General features: G+C 33.1%; 17 protein-coding genes. 4 read left to right on the top strand and 13 right to left on the bottom strand.

The genetic code is table 11. The features are described from left to right. On the bottom strand, positions 1-1,395 hold the full coding sequence (locus VOI25_RS07005; protein WP_323788342.1) for an NAD(P)/FAD-dependent oxidoreductase: 1,395 nt from the start codon (positions 1,393-1,395) through the stop codon (positions 1-3). 72 nt (positions 1,396-1,467) lie between these two features. Continuing rightward, on the bottom strand, positions 1,468-2,736 hold the full coding sequence (gene kynU / locus VOI25_RS07000; protein ID WP_323788341.1) for a kynureninase: 1,269 nt from the start codon (positions 2,734-2,736) through the stop codon (positions 1,468-1,470). 126 nt (positions 2,737-2,862) lie between these two features. Here kynU and VOI25_RS06995 point away from each other — a divergent pair, with 126 nt between their 5' ends. Then, entirely contained in the window at positions 2,863-3,282 is a 420-nt protein-coding gene (locus VOI25_RS06995; RefSeq protein WP_323788340.1) for a (4Fe-4S)-binding protein, read from the top strand. A 155-nt stretch (positions 3,283-3,437) separates the two neighbouring features. Here VOI25_RS06995 and VOI25_RS06990 read toward each other — a convergent pair whose 3' ends face one another. Then, positions 3,438-4,097: a hypothetical protein gene (locus tag VOI25_RS06990; RefSeq protein ID WP_323788339.1), complete on the bottom strand. Its 660-nt coding sequence runs from the start codon at positions 4,095-4,097 to the stop codon at positions 3,438-3,440. A gap of 102 nt (positions 4,098-4,199) precedes the next feature. Here VOI25_RS06990 and VOI25_RS06985 point away from each other — a divergent pair, with 102 nt between their 5' ends. Next, positions 4,200-4,991, top strand: a complete 792-nt coding sequence (locus VOI25_RS06985; protein ID WP_323788338.1) for a class I SAM-dependent methyltransferase — start codon at positions 4,200-4,202, stop codon at positions 4,989-4,991. A gap of 72 nt (positions 4,992-5,063) precedes the next feature. Here the strand turns inward: VOI25_RS06985 and msrA are convergent, their stop codons facing one another. The 3 genes from msrA to VOI25_RS06970 form a co-directional block, all read right to left on the bottom strand. Beyond that, the gene (msrA, locus tag VOI25_RS06980; RefSeq protein ID WP_323788337.1) at positions 5,064-5,723 is read right to left on the bottom strand and encodes a peptide-methionine (S)-S-oxide reductase MsrA; all 660 of its coding nucleotides are present in this window, start codon (positions 5,721-5,723) and stop codon (positions 5,064-5,066) included. 129 nt (positions 5,724-5,852) lie between these two features. Next, positions 5,853-6,632 (bottom strand): zinc ribbon domain-containing protein, encoded by a 780-nt coding sequence (locus VOI25_RS06975; protein WP_323788336.1) that lies wholly within the window; start codon positions 6,630-6,632, stop codon positions 5,853-5,855. A gap of 2 nt (positions 6,633-6,634) precedes the next feature. Continuing rightward, the gene (locus VOI25_RS06970) at positions 6,635-7,729 is read right to left on the bottom strand and encodes a Nif3-like dinuclear metal center hexameric protein (RefSeq protein ID WP_323788335.1); all 1,095 of its coding nucleotides are present in this window, start codon (positions 7,727-7,729) and stop codon (positions 6,635-6,637) included. Positions 7,730-7,803: 74 nt separating this feature from the next. Between VOI25_RS06970 and lpxK the strand changes: the two genes are divergently transcribed. Beyond that, positions 7,804-8,814 (top strand): tetraacyldisaccharide 4'-kinase, encoded by a 1,011-nt coding sequence (gene lpxK / locus VOI25_RS06965; protein WP_323788334.1) that lies wholly within the window; start codon positions 7,804-7,806, stop codon positions 8,812-8,814. Here the strand turns inward: lpxK and VOI25_RS06960 are convergent. The 7 genes from VOI25_RS06960 to VOI25_RS06930 are packed head-to-tail and all read right to left on the bottom strand — an operon-like array spanning position 8,809 to position 16,095. Beyond that, on the bottom strand, positions 8,809-11,040 hold the full coding sequence (locus VOI25_RS06960) for an ATP-binding protein (RefSeq protein ID WP_323788333.1): 2,232 nt from the start codon (positions 11,038-11,040) through the stop codon (positions 8,809-8,811). The two genes, lpxK and VOI25_RS06960, sit on opposite strands and share 6 nt — an antisense overlap. A 51-nt stretch (positions 11,041-11,091) precedes the next feature. Then, entirely contained in the window at positions 11,092-12,087 is a 996-nt protein-coding gene (gap, locus tag VOI25_RS06955) for a type I glyceraldehyde-3-phosphate dehydrogenase (protein WP_323788332.1), read from the bottom strand. After that, positions 12,088-12,966, bottom strand: coding sequence for a lipoyl synthase (gene lipA / locus VOI25_RS06950; protein ID WP_323788331.1), 879 nt, complete (start codon positions 12,964-12,966; stop codon positions 12,088-12,090). Between the two features lie 49 nt (positions 12,967-13,015). Then, positions 13,016-14,227, bottom strand: a complete 1,212-nt coding sequence (locus tag VOI25_RS06945) for an Nramp family divalent metal transporter (RefSeq protein ID WP_323788330.1) — start codon at positions 14,225-14,227, stop codon at positions 13,016-13,018. Between the two features lie 6 nt (positions 14,228-14,233). Next, positions 14,234-14,782, bottom strand: coding sequence for an RNA polymerase sigma factor (locus VOI25_RS06940; RefSeq protein ID WP_323788329.1), 549 nt, complete (start codon positions 14,780-14,782; stop codon positions 14,234-14,236). Beyond that, positions 14,773-15,885, bottom strand: coding sequence for a glycosyltransferase (locus VOI25_RS06935; RefSeq protein ID WP_323788328.1), 1,113 nt, complete (start codon positions 15,883-15,885; stop codon positions 14,773-14,775). Before VOI25_RS06935 ends, VOI25_RS06940 begins: the two co-directional genes overlap by 10 nt. 6 nt (positions 15,886-15,891) lie before the next feature. Then, entirely contained in the window at positions 15,892-16,095 is a 204-nt protein-coding gene (locus VOI25_RS06930; protein ID WP_323788327.1) for a membrane or secreted protein, read from the bottom strand. Between the two features lie 164 nt (positions 16,096-16,259). On the opposite strand from VOI25_RS06930, the gene aqpZ reads away from it, so the two are divergent. Beyond that, a complete protein-coding gene (gene aqpZ, locus VOI25_RS06925; RefSeq protein ID WP_323788326.1) occupies positions 16,260-16,946 on the top strand; it encodes an aquaporin Z in 687 nt (228 codons plus the stop codon). Positions 16,947-16,987 lie beyond the last annotated feature (41 nt).

The raw sequence follows: 16,987 nt of genomic DNA, 5'->3' as shown, positions 1-16,987 counted from the left end.
TTAATGCAAACCAGCAATTCTATCATCTTCAAGAATGGCTTTGGTTTCTGATTGAACTTTATCTAAGATATCTTTAATGTCATCTTCGGTTGAGATAATTCCATCTGCTAACATTGTTAAAATGGCTTTGTCTTGTGCACGACCTTTTAACATGGCTTCACGATAACCAATATGTTCGTTGAAGGTAACTAAACTATATTTTGAAGAATAATCTTCAGGGAATTCTCTCTCTAAAGCCATTTCAATTTTTCGTTTTTCTTGAAATATAGCTTGACCAACGTGGTCTTTCATTTCATGGAAGTTATCAATTGCTAAATCTGCAATTGCATCTGTATCTTTCTTTCTGGTTTTTTCATATTCAGAAAAGATGGTTTCCCAATTGCCTTCATGTTGGTCTAAAACAGCATCAAATTCTACCACATCTTCAAACGACGCATTCATCCCTTGTCCGTAAAAAGGCACAATAGCATGAGCAGAATCTCCCATAAGTAAGGTATTCCCTTTGTAATGCCAAGGCGAACATTTTACGGTTCCTAAAGGTGCAGTTGGATTGTCGAAGAAATCTTCAACAAGATTAGGCATTAATTCTAAGGCATCAGGAAATTCTTTTTGGAAAAATTCCGTTACGATTTCTGGTGTTGTTAAATTATTGAAATTGTATTCACCTTGATCAAAACTTAAGAATAGAGTTACAGTAAAACTACCATCTAAATTTGGTAAAGCAATAACCATGAAATCACCTCTAGGCCAAATGTGTAAAGCGTTTTTGTAGGTTTTATAATCTCCACTTTCAGTAGGAAGAATGGATAATTCTTTATACCCATGAGTTAAGTAATCTTGCGAAAAACTGAATAAAAATTTGCGTTCTAAGTAATAACTTCTCCGCAAGGCCGAACCTGCGCCATCAGTAGCTATAATGCAGTCTGCATCTTCCACAAACTCGTCTTTTGTTTCATAGTCTCTAAACCTTGCAGTTGTATGTTCAAAATCTACCGATTTACATTTTTTATTAAAATGAATCCTAACATTATCATGTTTTTCTGCTTCAGTTAATAAAAGTCCGTTAAGCTCTCCTCTAGAAATAGAATTGATATACTCGTGATCTCTACCACTATAGTTTGATAAAAACGTATTGCCTTCTTTGTCGTGAAGCATTCGACCATTCATAGGTATACATAATGCTTTCACCTTGTCTTCAATACCAACCAATTTCATGGCTTTATTGCCTCGATCTGAAAATGCTAAGTTAATTGATCGACCAGCAGAAATATCTGTTTTACGCAAATCTGGACGCATTTCATATACTGTAACGTTATAACCACGTTGTCCTAAACGCAATGCGAGTAAACTTCCGCAGAGACCAGCTCCAATGATTAATATGTTTTGTTGTTTCATATGTTTGTTTGTCTGGTTGAGCGCATTCGAGACCTGTTTAAGACCTCTAGACTGCGTTCGTGGTAACATTGTTTAATTTAAAATGGTTTTTAACCGTTCAACAAATCCGTAAACATCCATAAACGAATTGTATAAAGGAACAGGAGCACATCTAATCACATCTGGTTCTCTCCAGTCGGTGATTATTCCAGCGTTTGTAAGTTTATCATGTAAACTTTTATCAGCATTTTTCACTTGGATTGAAATTTGACAACCACGTTCATCTGGATTGCTAGGTGTAATTATTTTTATATCCGAATTATTGAGTTCGTTTAATAAAAATTCGAAGTAACCTGTAAGTCGAACTGATTTTTCACACAGGTTTTCAAATCCAGCAGCTTTAAATACATCTAAAGAAGCTCTAATGGCAGCCATAGACAGAATAGGAGGATTGCTTAATTGCCAACCTTCAGCTCCAGGTAATTGGTCAAACTCATCACGCATTTTAAAACGTGTTTGTTTGTTATGTGACCACCAACCTGCAAAACGATTTAACTCTTTATTATGTGCGTGACGTTCATGTACGAAAGCGCCAGATAAACTTCCTGGTCCTGAGTTTAAATATTTATAAGTGCACCAAACCGCAAAGTCAGCTCCAGAATCATGAAGATTAAGTTGTACATTTCCTGCGCCATGAGCACAATCGAAACCAACAACGCATCCATGTTTGTGACCAAGTTGGGTGATACGTTTTAAATCGAAAAATTGGCCTGTATAATAGTTAACGCCACCAATCATTATAAGCGCAATCTGGTCGCCTTGTTCCTTTAAGATTGATTCTAAGTCCTCGTAATTGGCAAGTTCTTCGCCTTCGCGTGCTTTCCATAAAATCAACCCTTCTTTCTCATCATAACCATGATGACGCAATTGTGATTCTACAGCATATTTATCACTTGGAAAGGCATCAGCTTCAATTAAGATTTTATAGCGTTTAGGAGTTGGATTATAAAAACTGACCATCATAAAATGAAGATTAGCTGTTAATGAATTCATCACCACAACTTCTATGGGTTTAGCTCCTACAATATTGGCCATGGTTTCAGTTAAGAACTCATGATAATACAACCAAGGATTTCTTCCTTCTGTATGGCCTTCAACACCTAGATTTGCCCAATCTTCTAGTTCTTGATTAATGTAATCTTTTGTGATTTTAGGCTGTAAACCTAAAGAGTTTCCTGTCATATAAATAAGTTCATTTCCGTTATTGTCTTTCGGAAGATGAAACTGTGATCTATACGATGAAAGTTCGTCGTTTTTGTCTTGTTGTTTAGCAAAATCAAGACCAGATTTATAGTTGGACAAGGTGTTTAGTTTTATGGTATCTAACAAAAATAAGAATAATTACGGTAGGAAAGAACAGTTGAAAGCGTCAATTTCTCGAGTGTAAATGAATTGTTTTTTTAGTATCTTTAAAGAAATCAAAGCGATATGGGAAAGACAAAAGAATACTCCAACGGAGAAGTTACTATCGTTTGGAAACCTGATGCTTGCATTCATTCTGCAATTTGTGTTAAAGGTTTAGGTGATGTGTTTCAGCCTAAAGAGAAACCATGGATTAAAATAGATGCAGCATCAACGGAAGCATTAGTTAAGCAAGTTAAAGCTTGTCCGTCTGGTGCACTAAGCTATTATATGAATGGTGAAGATAATGAAGCTTCAGAATCTCTAGATACCAAAGTCGAAGTGATGGAAAACGGTCCACTTTTAGTATATGGTACTTTGAAAGTGACTCATAACAATGGACGTAAAGAAACTAAAAATAGAACGACAGCTTTTTGCAGATGTGGAGCTTCTCAAAACAAACCCTATTGCGATGGCGCTCACGTCGATAAAAACTTTATTGGCTAAGTAAAAAGCGCTTCAACTAAATAGATGAAGCGCTTTGAATATATATAGACGCATAAAGCGGAATATTATATACTTTATATACGTCTAATTGCTACAGTTTAGATGTTTTTATTTCGAACAATTTTTAACTTGAATGTTTATTTAAACCTTATAAGTTACTTTACTTTTATGTTTGTAAAGTAAAGGTTGAAATTGCTTTCAGCCATTTTGTGATCTTTAGCAATTTTTATGCCCTTGATATCTTCATAGTTTTCAAAAGTTGTGGTCATTGAAGGTTCTTTTTTGTTTCCTTCTCTAAATACCCATTCCCTAATCCTGTAATCGTCACCATAATAAATATCATAGGCATCTCCAGGTGTATAGCCACCTTCGTTTCCGTAAGCTATTGTGATTTTATGTAATTCAGTTGTAGAAATTGGAGCTACTTCTTTTATAGGTTCTGAAATTGTTGTGCCTTCATCCCAAACCAATTGAAAAGGAATTAACAACCAAAATTTATCATTTATGAAGGCTCGATCTGAACTCATTGATATGCTATCAATAGATTTACGATTATACTGAATAGCACCTTTTTCTGATATTAGTTTAACCTCATCAGTTTTAGGATTCCATGTCCAAGAACGCTCAAAATGATTGTCAGCTCTATCAACATTGAAGGTGAATTGAATCTCATTAATGTTATTCCAATTGTCAATACCATGAGCTTGAGCAATTTTTTCAGCAGGAGTAAATTCTTTTATTTTTTCTGAAGTTGTTTCAGTTTTGGTGTTATGTTCTTTTGTTTCAGTTTTACAAGCGAGCAGAATAGTCAGCATGCATAAAATGGTTAGAAGTCGTATCATCAGTTTTATTGTAAAGGTATGAAAGTAGTTTTGTTTCCGAAGTAATTATTACTTTAGAGCTTTAATAATGTAATTATGAGTGAAGATTTTTTTGAGGTGAATCGGCAAACATGGAATGAAAAGGTGAAAATTCATTCTAAAAGTGACATGTATGATTTAGATGCTTTTAAAAAAGGGAAATCGTCTTTAATGCCTTACGAGCTAAAAGCTTTGAGCGATGTAAAAGGAAAGTCTATATTACATCTACAATGTCATTTTGGGCAAGATACTTTGAGTTGGAGCAGAGTAGGCGCTAAATGTGTTGGTGTAGATTTGAGTGATGATGGAATCGCCATGGCAAAAACTTTAAATGAGGAACTTCAGCTTGATGCAGAATTTGTACGATGTAATGTTTTGGATACGTCAAAGTATATAAAAGAAACATTTGATATCGTGTTTACTTCTTATGGCGTAATTGGATGGTTGCCAGACTTGAGACCTTGGGGAAAAATGATTGCAGAACGCTTAAAAAAGGGAGGCACGTTTTATATGGTCGAGTTTCATCCTATTGTTTGGATGTTTGATTACTTAGAAGGTAAACCAATTATGAAATACGGCTATATGCAAGACGAAGCCATTTATGAGGAATATGAAGGGACTTATGCCGATGAAACTTCAAAGATGATAAGCAAAGAATATGGCTGGAATCATGGTTTAAGCGAAGTGATTAACGCACTTGTTGAAGCAGGTCTAAAAATTGACTACTTAAACGAGTACGATGAAAGTCCATATGATGTTTTGCCTGATTTAATTAAAACCGATTCAGGAATGTATGTAACTAAAGAAAAATTGTATCCTCTTATTTTTGAAATCAAAGCAACCAAATAAAAAATCAAAATTACTAATGATGTCTCTTCAGTGTATATAGTTTCTTCGCTTGGTTCTGAATGACAAGTCCTTTTAATGGCGTTTCTTTAAAACTTCTGGCATTTTAGCTTGAAATTTTAATAATCTTGGGATAGATACATTTCTAATATAACTTTGATTAGGATGTAGTCGCTCATAATTTTGGTGGTAATCTTCACCTCTCCAGAATTTTTGAAACGGATAGACTTCTGCCGCAATAGTTGCATTGAGTTCTTTAGCTAAAGCTGCTTTTTTCTCTTCTATAATTTTCTTTTGTGTTTCGTTTTGGTAAAAGATTATAGAGCGATATTGAAACCCTCGATCTGGACCTTGGCCATTGACTTGTGTAGGGTTTTGAGACGCAAAATAGACGTCAACTAATGTTGCAAAACTCACTACATTTGGATCATAAATAATTTCTACCGCTTCTGCATGATCTTTTACACGACCATAGCTATTTGATTCGTAAGTTGGATTTTGAGTGTGGCCTCCAGCATATCCAGAAATGGACTCTTCAACACCTTTTACACTTTCAAAAACAGCCTCAACACACCAAAAACAGCCACTGGCGAAATAAGCTTTGGCTTTCCCATTTTCTAAAGGGACTTCAATTGGACTAGCGTTAATAACAGCAAGCTGCTCTTTGTTTTCTTGCGCAGTATTTTGGCAACTAAATAATACAGTAATAACCAAAGTTGTAAAAAGTGTTCTCATTTTTATGTTTAATTTTTCTTTAAGTCGATAAAAGATAAGAAACCTTAATATGAAGATTGTGAAAGTTTTATTAAAATAAAAAAGCCTTCAAGAAATGAAGGCTTAATTTAATTTGTAATGTAGTGTTTACTAAAGTTTAGCAAACATTTTTCCCATTTTATCTTGTTCTTCTTGAGCCAATTCAGCGTCAACAAGAATTCTACCACTATGTTCATCTGTAATTACTTTTTTACGAGATGCAATTTCAACTTGAATTTGTGGTGGAATAGTAAAGAAAGAACCTCCTGATGCACCTCTTTCAATTGGTACAACAGCTAATCCATTTTTTACATTGTTTCTAATTCTTAAGTATGCATTTACTAAACGCTCATCTAATTTCTTTTGGAAATCTTCAGATTTTTTAAGTAAAGCATCTTCTTCTTTTTGAGTTTCAGCTAAAATTTCGTTTAACTCACCACGCTTGTGCTTAAGGTGTGTAGTACGATCTTTAAGTTTGCTTTTAGTTTCAGAAATAACTTCTTTTTTCTGATCTATCTGAACTTTAAATTCTTTGATATGCTTTTCAGCTAATTGAATTTCTAATTCTTGAAATTCAACTTCTTTCGTTAAAGAATTATATTCTCTGTTATTTCTAACATTCTTTTGTTGTTCAGAATACTTTTTGATTAGCGCTTTTGCTTCCTCAATAAGGTTTTTCTTTCCTTTGATTTGGTCATCAATAAGATCTAAGTTAGTACCTAACTTTTCGAGTCTTGTATTTAAACCTTCAACTTCATCTTCTAAGTCTTGAACCTCTAAAGGTAATTCTCCTCTTAGGTTTCTAATTTCATCTACTCTAGAGTCGATTAATTGTAAATCATACAATGCTCTTAATCGATCTTCAACAGATGCTTCAGCTTTTTTTGCCATAATTATAAATACTTTACCGGATTTGTATTCGTCGTTGATAAAACGACTGCAAAATTAGTAATTTTTTTCGAGAGATAGTCTACTAAAAAGTTTTTTGTGAACTGTTCGCTTTCATAATGTCCAATATCTGCTAAAATAATGTCGCTTTCTGCTGAAAAGAAATCATGATATTTTAAATCTGAAGTAATTAAAACATCAGCTCCAGCTCCTTTAGCCGCCGAAATAGCGAAACTTCCAGAACCTCCTAATACCGCAATCTTTGCTACGTTTTCTTTTATAAGATTTGAATGCCTAATACATGAGACATTCATTTTTTCTTTGACAAATTGGAGAAATGCTTCAGTTTTCTGACTTTTAGCCAACTCTCCAACCATTCCTATACCAATATTTTGGTTATAATTATCAAGTGTTGTCACTTCAAAAGCAACTTCTTCATAAGGATGATGTTCAAAGAGTGTATTTAAAAGTTGAGTTTCTACATGTTTACTGAAGGTCACTGAAATTTGAGTTTCAAGTTCTTCATGTAATTCACCTTTTTTACCAACCTGCGGATTTGAAGATTCATTACCTCTATAGGTGCCTTTGCCTTCGGTATTAAAACTGCAATTGTCATAATTTCCTATATTACCTGCTCCTGCTTTAAATAATTCAGATCTTAATGACTCAGCATTTTTTGTTGGAACGTAGGTCGTTAGTTTCTTAATACTACCTTTTTGAGGAATTAATATTTTTTTATTGGTTAATCCTAAGGTGTTACAAATGATGTCATTGACGCCTTTTAGTGCATTGTCTAAAGCCGTATGAACTGCATATATAGCGATGTCGTTTTTAATAGCTTTTAAAACTGTTCTTTCAACATAAGATGTTCCAGTAATCTTTTTTAATCCTTTAAAAATAATTGGATGAAAACTTACAATAAGATTACATTTTTTGTCGATAGCTTCGTCAACAACAGCTTCTAAAGTATCAAGTGTGACAAGAACTCCTGTGACTTCAGTATGCTTATTTCCAACGAGAAGTCCGACGTTATCAAAGTCTTCTGCATAGCTAAGAGGAGCCAATTCTTCTAAATAGTTAATGACATCTTTTACAACCATAATTGTGAATTTGTTTCAAATATAAAATTTTATAGTCATTTGATATGATTATCTTAGCAATTGATTTCGTGATAATGAAGCTACTTCGATACTTGTTTTTCCCCATTGTTCCCATATACTATTTTGTTACTTGGTTACGGAATCGGTTGTATGATTTAGGTTGGAAGTCTTCAACCTCATATCAAACTCCTGTATTTTGTGTTGGAAATTTGAGTGTTGGTGGTACAGGAAAAACACCTACAATAGAATATCTTATCCGTTTTTTAAGTCAGAATTATAAAGTAGCAACATTAAGTAGAGGCTATAAGCGAGCATCTTCAGGATTTATAATGGCTGATGACCATGCAACTGCGCTTTCAATAGGCGATGAGCCATTTCAGTTTTATAATAAGTTTAAAAATGTAATCGTTGCTGTTGATGCAGATAGAAGACATGGAATTTCGCAATTACTAGAGCAAAAACAACCAGATATTATTTTATTAGATGATGCGTTTCAACATAGAAAGGTAAATGCAGGCTTTAATATTTTGCTTACAGCCTATGACCAACTGTATAGTGATGATATCGTTTTGCCTACTGGGAATTTGAGAGAGCCAAGATCTGGAGCAAATCGTGCAAACGTCATTGTGGTTACCAAATGTCCTGAAACGATTTCGGAAGCTGAAAAATCATCGATTATTAATCGGTTACAACCCTTATCAAATCAAGACGTGTTGTTTAGTTCTATAAAGTATTCTGACTCTATATTGAATGCAAGTGAAAGCTTGTCATTAACTGAATTTAAGGATGAAACATTTACTTTAGTCACTGGAATTGCTAATCCGAAACCACTTGAGGATTATTTAGAAGACAAAGGACTACAATTTGAACACCTAAAATTTAAGGATCATCATAATTTTACAGCACAAGATGTTTCAAGATTAAAGAGTGATACAAGAATACTTACAACAGAAAAAGATTATGTAAGACTGTTACCTTATTTTAAAGACAACAATTCTTTATTTTATTTACCCATAGAATTCAAAATTGATAATCCTGAATTATTTGAAAATACAATAAGTAACTACCTGAAAGAATCCTTATAAAGACTGTGTTGTCTTTTCATTTTTAGAAAGCTCTTCATACAACTTCTTTTCAAAATCTTCTTGTTTGAATGGCTTAGAAATGATGTCATCAAATCCTGCTTCATCAAACTCATGCATTTTGTCTTCTAAAGTTACGGCTGTTAATGCAAAAATAGTAAGGTCTTTATCGAATGTTCTAATGATTTTAGTGGCTTCTAGACCGCTAATACCAGGCATGTGAATATCCATAAGTACAACATCATAGGTGTTTTCTCTTACTTTTTCAACTGCTGCTTCACCATTGTCTACGATTTCGCACTCAAGACCCATCTTATTCAAGATTTTCTTGGTAATCATTTGATTAATTTTGTTGTCTTCAACAATCAAAATCTTAATGTTGCTAATGTCCAATTTGCTAATGTTTTTAGAGTAATCCTCTTTAATAATTTTAACTTCTTCTGGAGCGTAGGTTAATGGTATTTCAAAAAAGAAAGTAGTTCCTTTTCCGAGTTCACTTTTGAGGTAAATTTTTCCTTTTAATATTTCAATTAATCCTTTTACGATGGATAGTCCTAGACCTGTTCCGCCATACTTTCTATTAATTTGTATCGAGCCTTGGGAGAAGCTCTCAAACATGTTATCTTGTTTTTCCTTAGAGATTCCTATACCATTATCTTCAATTTCAAATCGAAGAACATGATCATCTCCATTTTTAGAAATGCTATATACTCTTACCCAAATATCACCATCTTTGGTGAACTTGATCGAGTTACCAATTAGATTGATTAAGATTTGGGATATTTTCAAATTATCTCCAACAAACGTATGTGGTAAGTCTTTTTGATATTCATAGTGCATTATGGTATTATTGTCTAATGCTGAATTATTCAAAGCAGATACTACGTTTTCAACTTTCATCTTTAAGTTAAACTGAACAGGATCAAGTTCAACTTTATTAGCTTCAATCTTATTAATTTGAAGAATATCATTAATAAAGGTCAATAAGTAATCACCTGAAAATTTTAAAGACTTCAAATGTGGTATTTGATGCTCTTTTGGCTCTTCATCTAATAACATATTTGTTAGTCCTGTTACGGCATATAACGGCGTTCTAAGCTCATGAGTAACGGTAGATAAGAAATTAGCTTTAGTTTTTGAAGCTTGTTCTGCTTTACGCATAGCTTCAATGAGGTCATCATTTTTTTCATGAAGCATATTATTTGACTTCAATCTAATATTGTTGTTTTTATAAAGTGCTAACGTTAATAGTGAAAGAATAGTAATTAAGGCAATACTTAATATTGTTGTGATTTTGGCTAAACTACTTTCAGATTCTTGTTCTTCTATTATGTTTTTTAGCTTTTCATAATCTGCAGCATTATAAGCGTCAATGTATTGTACCCTTTTCTCTGGATTTAAATTTTCTCTTTTAATATTAAGAATTGAATCTGAAAGCTGAACATGCTTAGCAAGATATTCATGAGCTAATTCAAAATCAGTTTCATTTTCATAGATATTACTTAGAGTTAAATAAGCTTCATTGGTGTTTTCGATAAATCCATAAGCATCTGCAATGTCTAAACCTTCTTTAGTCATTGAAATGGCTAACTGGTTATTTCCTAATTTATCTATCGTTTTTCCACTATAGATTAAAGCATTAGATAAGATATTGTTTTGGTTGTATTTTTTTGCGAGTACAATTGTGCGCTCTAATAGAGATTTAGCAGTTTTATAATCTTTAAGTTTTAGATTTACTTTAGCTTCATTTAATGTAACTTCTGAAATAAAACGTTCAAGGTCTTCTTCCTCAAATTTTGTTTTAGCTGAATTGTAATAATCTAATGCTGTTTGATATTCTTTTTTACTTGCGTGAAGTAAACCTCTTATGTTGTAGGTCATGGCCAGATTGCCATAATCATTAATTTCACGTTGAATTTCTGCAGCTTTAGTAAGGGAAACTAGGGCGTTTTCATACTCATTTACCGTGAATTGAAGTTTGGCAATTTTAGTATGAATTTCACCTTCGCTTTTTCTGTCGCTAATTTTTTCAGCGATAGCAAGTGCTTTTTCTAGGTTGTCTTTTGCATTAAAATAGTCACCTCTCTCATTATCAAAATTTGATTGAGTGATTAGGTTTTCAATGCGCATTTTTAGGATGTCAACATCTTCTTCAGAATCTTCTTGAGCAGAAACAAATGTTGAAAAAGTGATTAAAAATGCTAATATGTAATATTTAACTTGGGACATATTTTGGCCACTTTATTTGGACAAATATAAATATTTATTCGATAAAAGACACTATTTCATCGATAAATTGCAAATTAAATCTAAAATTCTTGTAGAATAGCCAGTTTCATTGTCGTACCAACCCACTATTTTTATCATGTTTCCTATGACAGAAGTCATTTGAGAATCAAAAATGCAAGAATGTGGATTTCCAACAATGTCTATCGATACAATTGGGTCTTCAGTATATTCAAGAATATCCTTTAAGTAGGTTTGAGATGCCTTCTTAAAAGCAGAATTAATTTCTTCGATAGTTACCGTTCGTTCTACATTAAAGGTAATATCTGTTAACGAGCCATTAGCAACAGGCACTCTAATGCCACAGCCACCAATAACATCTGATAAATCAGGAAAAATTCTTGTTAATGCCTTAGCTGCTCCAGTAGTTGTAGGTACAATTGATTGTCCAGCTGCACGTGCACGTCTTAAATCTTTATGAGGTTGATCATGTAGACTTTGATCTGTAGTATAAGAATGTATAGTTGTGATATAAGCTTGCTTTACACCACAAAGTTTATCAATAACAGAAATCATAGGAGCCGCATTGTTGGTGGTGCACGATGCATTTGAAATGATAGTTTCGTTTCCTTTAATTTCGTGTTCATTGACACCTAATACAACAGTTTTTATATCGTCTTCAATTGGTGGGACTGATAAAATTACTTGTTTTGCGCCATTTTTAATATGGAATTCTAAATCAGATGACGTTTTAAATTTCCCTGAAGATTCAATCACGAAATCTACATTATAAGGCGTCCAGTTAATAAACTTTGGGTGATTCTGATTTAAAAGTGGAATATGTTTGCCATTAATGATAATTGAGGTTTCTGAAGATGAAATATCTTGCTTCGAAACTCCATGTATACTATCGTATTTTAATAAATGACTAAGTGTTTTGGCATCTGCAAGGTCATTTATGGCAACAACCTGAATGTCTTTTCGGTTTTGAATAAGTCTAAAAACACGTCTTCCAATGCGACCAAATCCATTAATTGCGACGTTAATCATTTAGTTGATATGTTTTTGTGCTTTATATGAAGACCTCACTAAAGCACTACTTTCGACATGGCGGAATCCTAAATCTAATCCAATAGCTTTATACTCATCAAATTGTTCTGGAGTGATAAACTGTTTAACTGGTAAGTGTTTTTTACTTGGTTGAAGATATTGTCCGATAGTTACAACATCCACATGATTAGCTTTAAGATCATGAAGTGTTTCTATAACTTCTTCTCGAGTTTCACCTAAACCTAGCATGATTCCAGATTTTGTACGTCGTTGTCCTTGCTGTTTTAAATAATTAAGTACATGCATACTACGATCGTATTTGGCTTGAATACGAACTTCTCTAGTTAATCGTTTTACAGTTTCTATATTGTGAGATACCACTTCTGGAGCCACATCAATAATTCTATCTATATGCTGTTCTAATCCTTGAAAGTCTGGAATAAGCGTTTCTAAAGTTGTTTCAGGATTCATGCGTCTTACAGCTTTTACTGTTTCACTCCACATGATGCTTCCCATATCTTTAAGGTCATCTCTATCAACACTTGTTAAAACAGCATGCTTGATTCCCATAATTTTAATAGAACGAGCTACTTTTTCAGGTTCGTCCCAATCTACGGTTTCTGGTCTTCCAGTTTTTACACCACAAAAACCACAAGAACGCGTACATACATTTCCTAAAATCATAAACGTGGCTGTTCCTTCTCCCCAACATTCACCCATATTTGGACAACTACCAGAGGTACAAATTGTGTTTAATTTGTACTTATCGACTAATCCTCTTAGTTCAGTGTATTTTTTTCCTGTGGGAAGCTTAACACGAAGCCATTTTGGTTTCGGTTGACGTTGCGTTATGGTATTTGAAGCTCCTTCTATGCTCATTCTTAAAAATTTCGAATACAAAGATACGAAGTATTCTTTTAAATAAATCTTAATATGAAAGATACCAAATGCTAAATCCTACGAGAAAGATTATCCCAAGAATGCTTAGTATGTGTAAACCTTTAGATGGTCTCCATTCTTGCGGTGTATGTTTACTAGAAATTAAGATATAATTAATTATAGCGTAAAAAGGCGCTGTTAAAAATGATAGAATTGTGGCAAATTTTATAAGTAATCCCATTTCAGAAGCGAAGAAAAAGAAGATCACAATAGTTCCCAGTGTTAAAACTAGTATCCAAAATAAGTAGCCTTTCTTTAAAGTGCCATCTGTAAGGAGTTGAGTTGTTTTAGACATTGCTCTAGGTGAGGCATCTAAAGTGGTTAAGGTTGTACTGAACATTGTTGTAAAAGCAGCAATGCCAATAAAAACATAAGCCCAATTACCTAGACTTTTGGTATACATATCTAAAAGTTGGTTTGCAAACGTTCCAGCAGAATTACTAAATGTTTCTCCACTTTGAAACATGACTAGCGCACCTAAGGCTACAAAAGCGATACCTAAAGCGATAGTACTTATATATCCTACATTAAAATCAAATAATGCTGATTTTGGTGAAAATTCTCCAGACGATTTCTTCTTTTCAATTGTCCATAGTGAATGCCAAACCGAAATATCTAAAGGCGCTGGCATCCATCCCATGAAAGCAATTAGGAAAGCGATTTCTATACTATTTTTAGGAAGTAATTGTTGGAAGGAGCCTGCTTGCGATGTATTATATAAAGCAAAGCAAACCGCAGTTATAGTGCTGATAGTTAGTGTTATTATAATTATTTTTATGAGCCTATCTAGGAGTTTGTATTTTCCAACAAGTAATAAAAGCAGACAAATGGCTAGTATAATAACAGTCCAAGTTTCAATACTAAATAAATCACCAAACAAGGAAGCAGCTATGCCTGCTGTTACGATTGTAACTGCAGTTTGAATGGTAAACATGGTTCCGAATGTGAGCAAGAAATAGGCAACTAAAACAGGTTTTCCAAGTTTTTTATAACCATCTAAAAGTGATTCTCCAGTTGCAGACGCATATCGAGGTCCAAATTGGAAAAAGGGATATTTAAAAAGGTTCACTAAGAGCAAAGCCCAAATTAATCCAAAACCAAAATCTGCACCTGCTCTAGTCGATTGCACTAAATGGGAAACTCCAATAGCTGCACCTGCAAATAATAATCCAGGACCTATTTTTTTTAGACTAAAATTCACTAGATATTATTTCTTTTTAATAATCTCAGCTAATAATTTTTTAGCACGTAATAATTTTACTTTTACGTTATTCATTGGTTCATCTAGCTGTTGAGATATTTCCTTGTAGCTTAGTTCTTGGAAGTATCTTAAATTAATTACTTCTTGATAATGAGGTTTTAACTTTTTTATATCGCGAAGTAATTTGGCAAGATTTTGTTCTGTGATGAGTTTGTCTTCAGGTGAAGGTGATTCATCAATAATGGCGTGAAAACCATCATCTTCATCACTATTTGAGGTGTGTGAAATTGATGATTTGCGTTTTCGAAGTAGATCAATATGAATATTTTTTGAAATAGTAATTAACCAAGTTTTAAATTCATATTGGTCGTTGTATGTATGAATTTTATCAAATGCTTTTGAAAACGTTTGTATGGTAATATCTTCAGCATCATTCTCATTTTCAGTACGCTTTAGCTGGAATCCATAAATACTATTCCAAAAGGAATCAAGCAAAAAGTTAAATGCTATTTGATCGTTGGTTTTTGCTCTTTCAATGGCTTCTTTTACTTCCAATGCGTTGGTTTTGATATCATATTTTTTATAAATATAAAGAATTGAAAGGCAATTAAAAACACCTCAAGAAATGGACTAAGAAACGGAAGGTCCTTTTCGTTTAGTTTTTTTGAAGCTAAAAAGAGGTTAATGAGTTGAACAACAAATCTTAAAAGGATTAACCCTATAATAATTTTCCATTCAAACATAAAACCCAATAATAAAATAGCTAGGGACCAAAATAGAAATTGGGAGCAATAAAATGTTGCTAAAAAGATTTTATGTTTCAATTTATAATGACCTGCAGTACTAATATGTCTGCGCTTTTGGAGTGACCAATCAGATAAGGAATTTTTAGGGACTGATTCAGTAAAGCTTTCTTTTGACACACAAATGGTTGTATTAGTTGCATTCGCTACTTGATTGATAAACAAATCATCATCACCAGATTTTATATGCATGTGTTGCATGAATCCGTTTGCCTCAAAAAACTGTTCTTTTCTATAAGCTAAATTCCTGCCTACAGCCATATAGGGTTGTCCTAATGCTGCATATGATAAATACTGAATGGCTGTTAGAAAAGTTTCATACCTAATAAGTTTATTAATAAATGATCCTTTAATTTTTTTATAGGCACCGTAACCTATAACTATTGTTTTATCGTTAGTAAAATGTGAGCTCATTTCTTGAATCCAATATTTTGATAACGGTTTGCAATCTGCATCAGTAAAAAGAAGAAAATTATGAGTAGCTGCTTTAATACCAAGAGTAAGTGCGTACTTTTTATTACCCCAAAATTTTTCAATAGGTTTAACATTTACAATTTTTATATTGCTATGATTTTCCTTAAAACTCTCTAGCACTTGTAATGTGTCATCAGTTGAATTATCATTAATTAGAATAACTTCAAAATCGGAATAGGATTGAGTCATAATTAATGGTAATGACTCTCTTAGGTTTTTAGCTTCATTTTTTGCACAAATGATTACTGAAACTGAAATATTTTTTTGATTGGGTTTAACTATTTTATGCCTAGTTAAACTGTTGAATATAATTCCGTAGAAGCAAACTTGAATACCTACAACAACGATAAATACGTAGAATGCTATTTCAAGAATAATCATTAAAGATTAGGAGTGTTGAGGTTCGTTACAATTCTCAAATTGATCTGGAGATTTTCCACAAAATCCACAAGCTTCACCTTCTTGATTAAGCATTGGGTTTTGACTTGCGCAAGTACCTGCGAACTTTCCGTCCTTTTTTGCCCAAATTTTAATGGCTATACCAGCTACACTTAAACCTAAAAGCACTAATGTAATGATGACGAGTTTCATAAATGAAGGTTAAAAAATTCAATGCAAAGATACAGATTTTCGATGGTTTACCGTTAAAATTATTAGCCAGTTTACTTGATAAAAACCTAGAATGTGACTTTGAAGTTTGTTTAAGTGTCTAAAAGTTAATAAATTAAATTTTTAACTAACTACTTTTTTAAATTATGAAAAAATTATTCGCGGAGTTCTTTGGAACATTTTGGCTTGTTTTTGGAGGTTGTGGTAGTGCTGTTTTTGCAGCTACTTTTCCAGAATTAGGAATCGGTTTTGCTGGTGTTGCACTAGCTTTTGGTTTAACAGTTTTAACAATGGCTTATGCTGTTGGTCATATTTCTGGAGGACATTTTAATCCAGCTGTATCTTTAGGTTTATGGGCTGGAGGAAAGTTTTCAGGAAAAGATGTATTAGGTTACCTCATTGCACAACTTGTTGGAGCAATTGCAGCTGCAGGATTGTTGTTTGTTATTGTTTCTGGAAAATCTGATTTTGTTGATATAGGTGGATTTGCTTCAAATGGTTATGGTGATTTATCTCCAGGTGGTTTTAATATGATGTCTGTATTAATTGCAGAATTTCTTTTAACCATGTTTTTCTTGCTAATTATACTTGGTAGTACTGATGTAAGAGTACCAAAAGGATTTGCTCCAATAGCGATTGGACTTGGATTGACATTGATTCATTTAATTAGTATTCCAATTTCTAATACGTCTGTTAATCCAGCAAGATCTACGAGTCAAGCATTATTTGCAGGAGGAGACTATACAGCTCAATTATGGTTGTTTTGGTTGGCTCCAATCGCAGGTGCTATAGTTGCAGGATTCATTCACAAAGCATTATTCGATAAAGAATAGGTTTAATCTGATTCAATAAAAATACGGAAAGCCACTTTTGA

Source organism: Psychroserpens sp. (assembly GCF_034670085.1).
In the GTDB taxonomy this organism is placed as follows: domain Bacteria; phylum Bacteroidota; class Bacteroidia; order Flavobacteriales; family Flavobacteriaceae; genus Psychroserpens.
The sequence above is the reverse complement of the archived record's forward strand: the minus strand, read 5'-3'. Positions and strand labels throughout refer to the sequence as shown.

What these genes read in the sequence shown, in the direction of transcription:
- VOI25_RS06995 (WP_323788340.1), top strand. Translation starts at nt 2,863, where the DNA reads ATGGGAAAGACAAAAGAATACTCCAACGGAGAAGTTACTATCGTTTGG.
- VOI25_RS07005 (WP_323788342.1), bottom strand. Translation starts at nt 1,395, where the DNA reads ATGAAACAACAAAACATATTAATCATTGGAGCTGGTCTCTGCGGAAGT.
- VOI25_RS06985 (WP_323788338.1), top strand. Translation starts at nt 4,200, where the DNA reads ATGAGTGAAGATTTTTTTGAGGTGAATCGGCAAACATGGAATGAAAAG.
- VOI25_RS06970 (WP_323788335.1), bottom strand. Translation starts at nt 7,729, where the DNA reads ATGGTTGTAAAAGATGTCATTAACTATTTAGAAGAATTGGCTCCTCTT.
- gap (WP_323788332.1), bottom strand. Translation starts at nt 12,087, where the DNA reads ATGATTAACGTCGCAATTAATGGATTTGGTCGCATTGGAAGACGTGTT.
- aqpZ (WP_323788326.1), top strand. Translation starts at nt 16,260, where the DNA reads ATGAAAAAATTATTCGCGGAGTTCTTTGGAACATTTTGGCTTGTTTTT.
- VOI25_RS06960 (WP_323788333.1), bottom strand. Translation starts at nt 11,040, where the DNA reads ATGTCCCAAGTTAAATATTACATATTAGCATTTTTAATCACTTTTTCA.
- VOI25_RS06975 (WP_323788336.1), bottom strand. Translation starts at nt 6,632, where the DNA reads ATGGCAAAAAAAGCTGAAGCATCTGTTGAAGATCGATTAAGAGCATTG.
- VOI25_RS06990 (WP_323788339.1), bottom strand. Translation starts at nt 4,097, where the DNA reads ATGCTGACTATTCTGCTCGCTTGTAAAACTGAAACAAAAGAACATAAC.
- lpxK (WP_323788334.1), top strand. Translation starts at nt 7,804, where the DNA reads ATGAAGCTACTTCGATACTTGTTTTTCCCCATTGTTCCCATATACTAT.
- msrA (WP_323788337.1), bottom strand. Translation starts at nt 5,723, where the DNA reads ATGAGAACACTTTTTACAACTTTGGTTATTACTGTATTATTTAGTTGC.
- VOI25_RS06935 (WP_323788328.1), bottom strand. Translation starts at nt 15,885, where the DNA reads ATGATTATTCTTGAAATAGCATTCTACGTATTTATCGTTGTTGTAGGT.
- VOI25_RS06930 (WP_323788327.1), bottom strand. Translation starts at nt 16,095, where the DNA reads ATGAAACTCGTCATCATTACATTAGTGCTTTTAGGTTTAAGTGTAGCT.
- lipA (WP_323788331.1), bottom strand. Translation starts at nt 12,966, where the DNA reads ATGAGCATAGAAGGAGCTTCAAATACCATAACGCAACGTCAACCGAAA.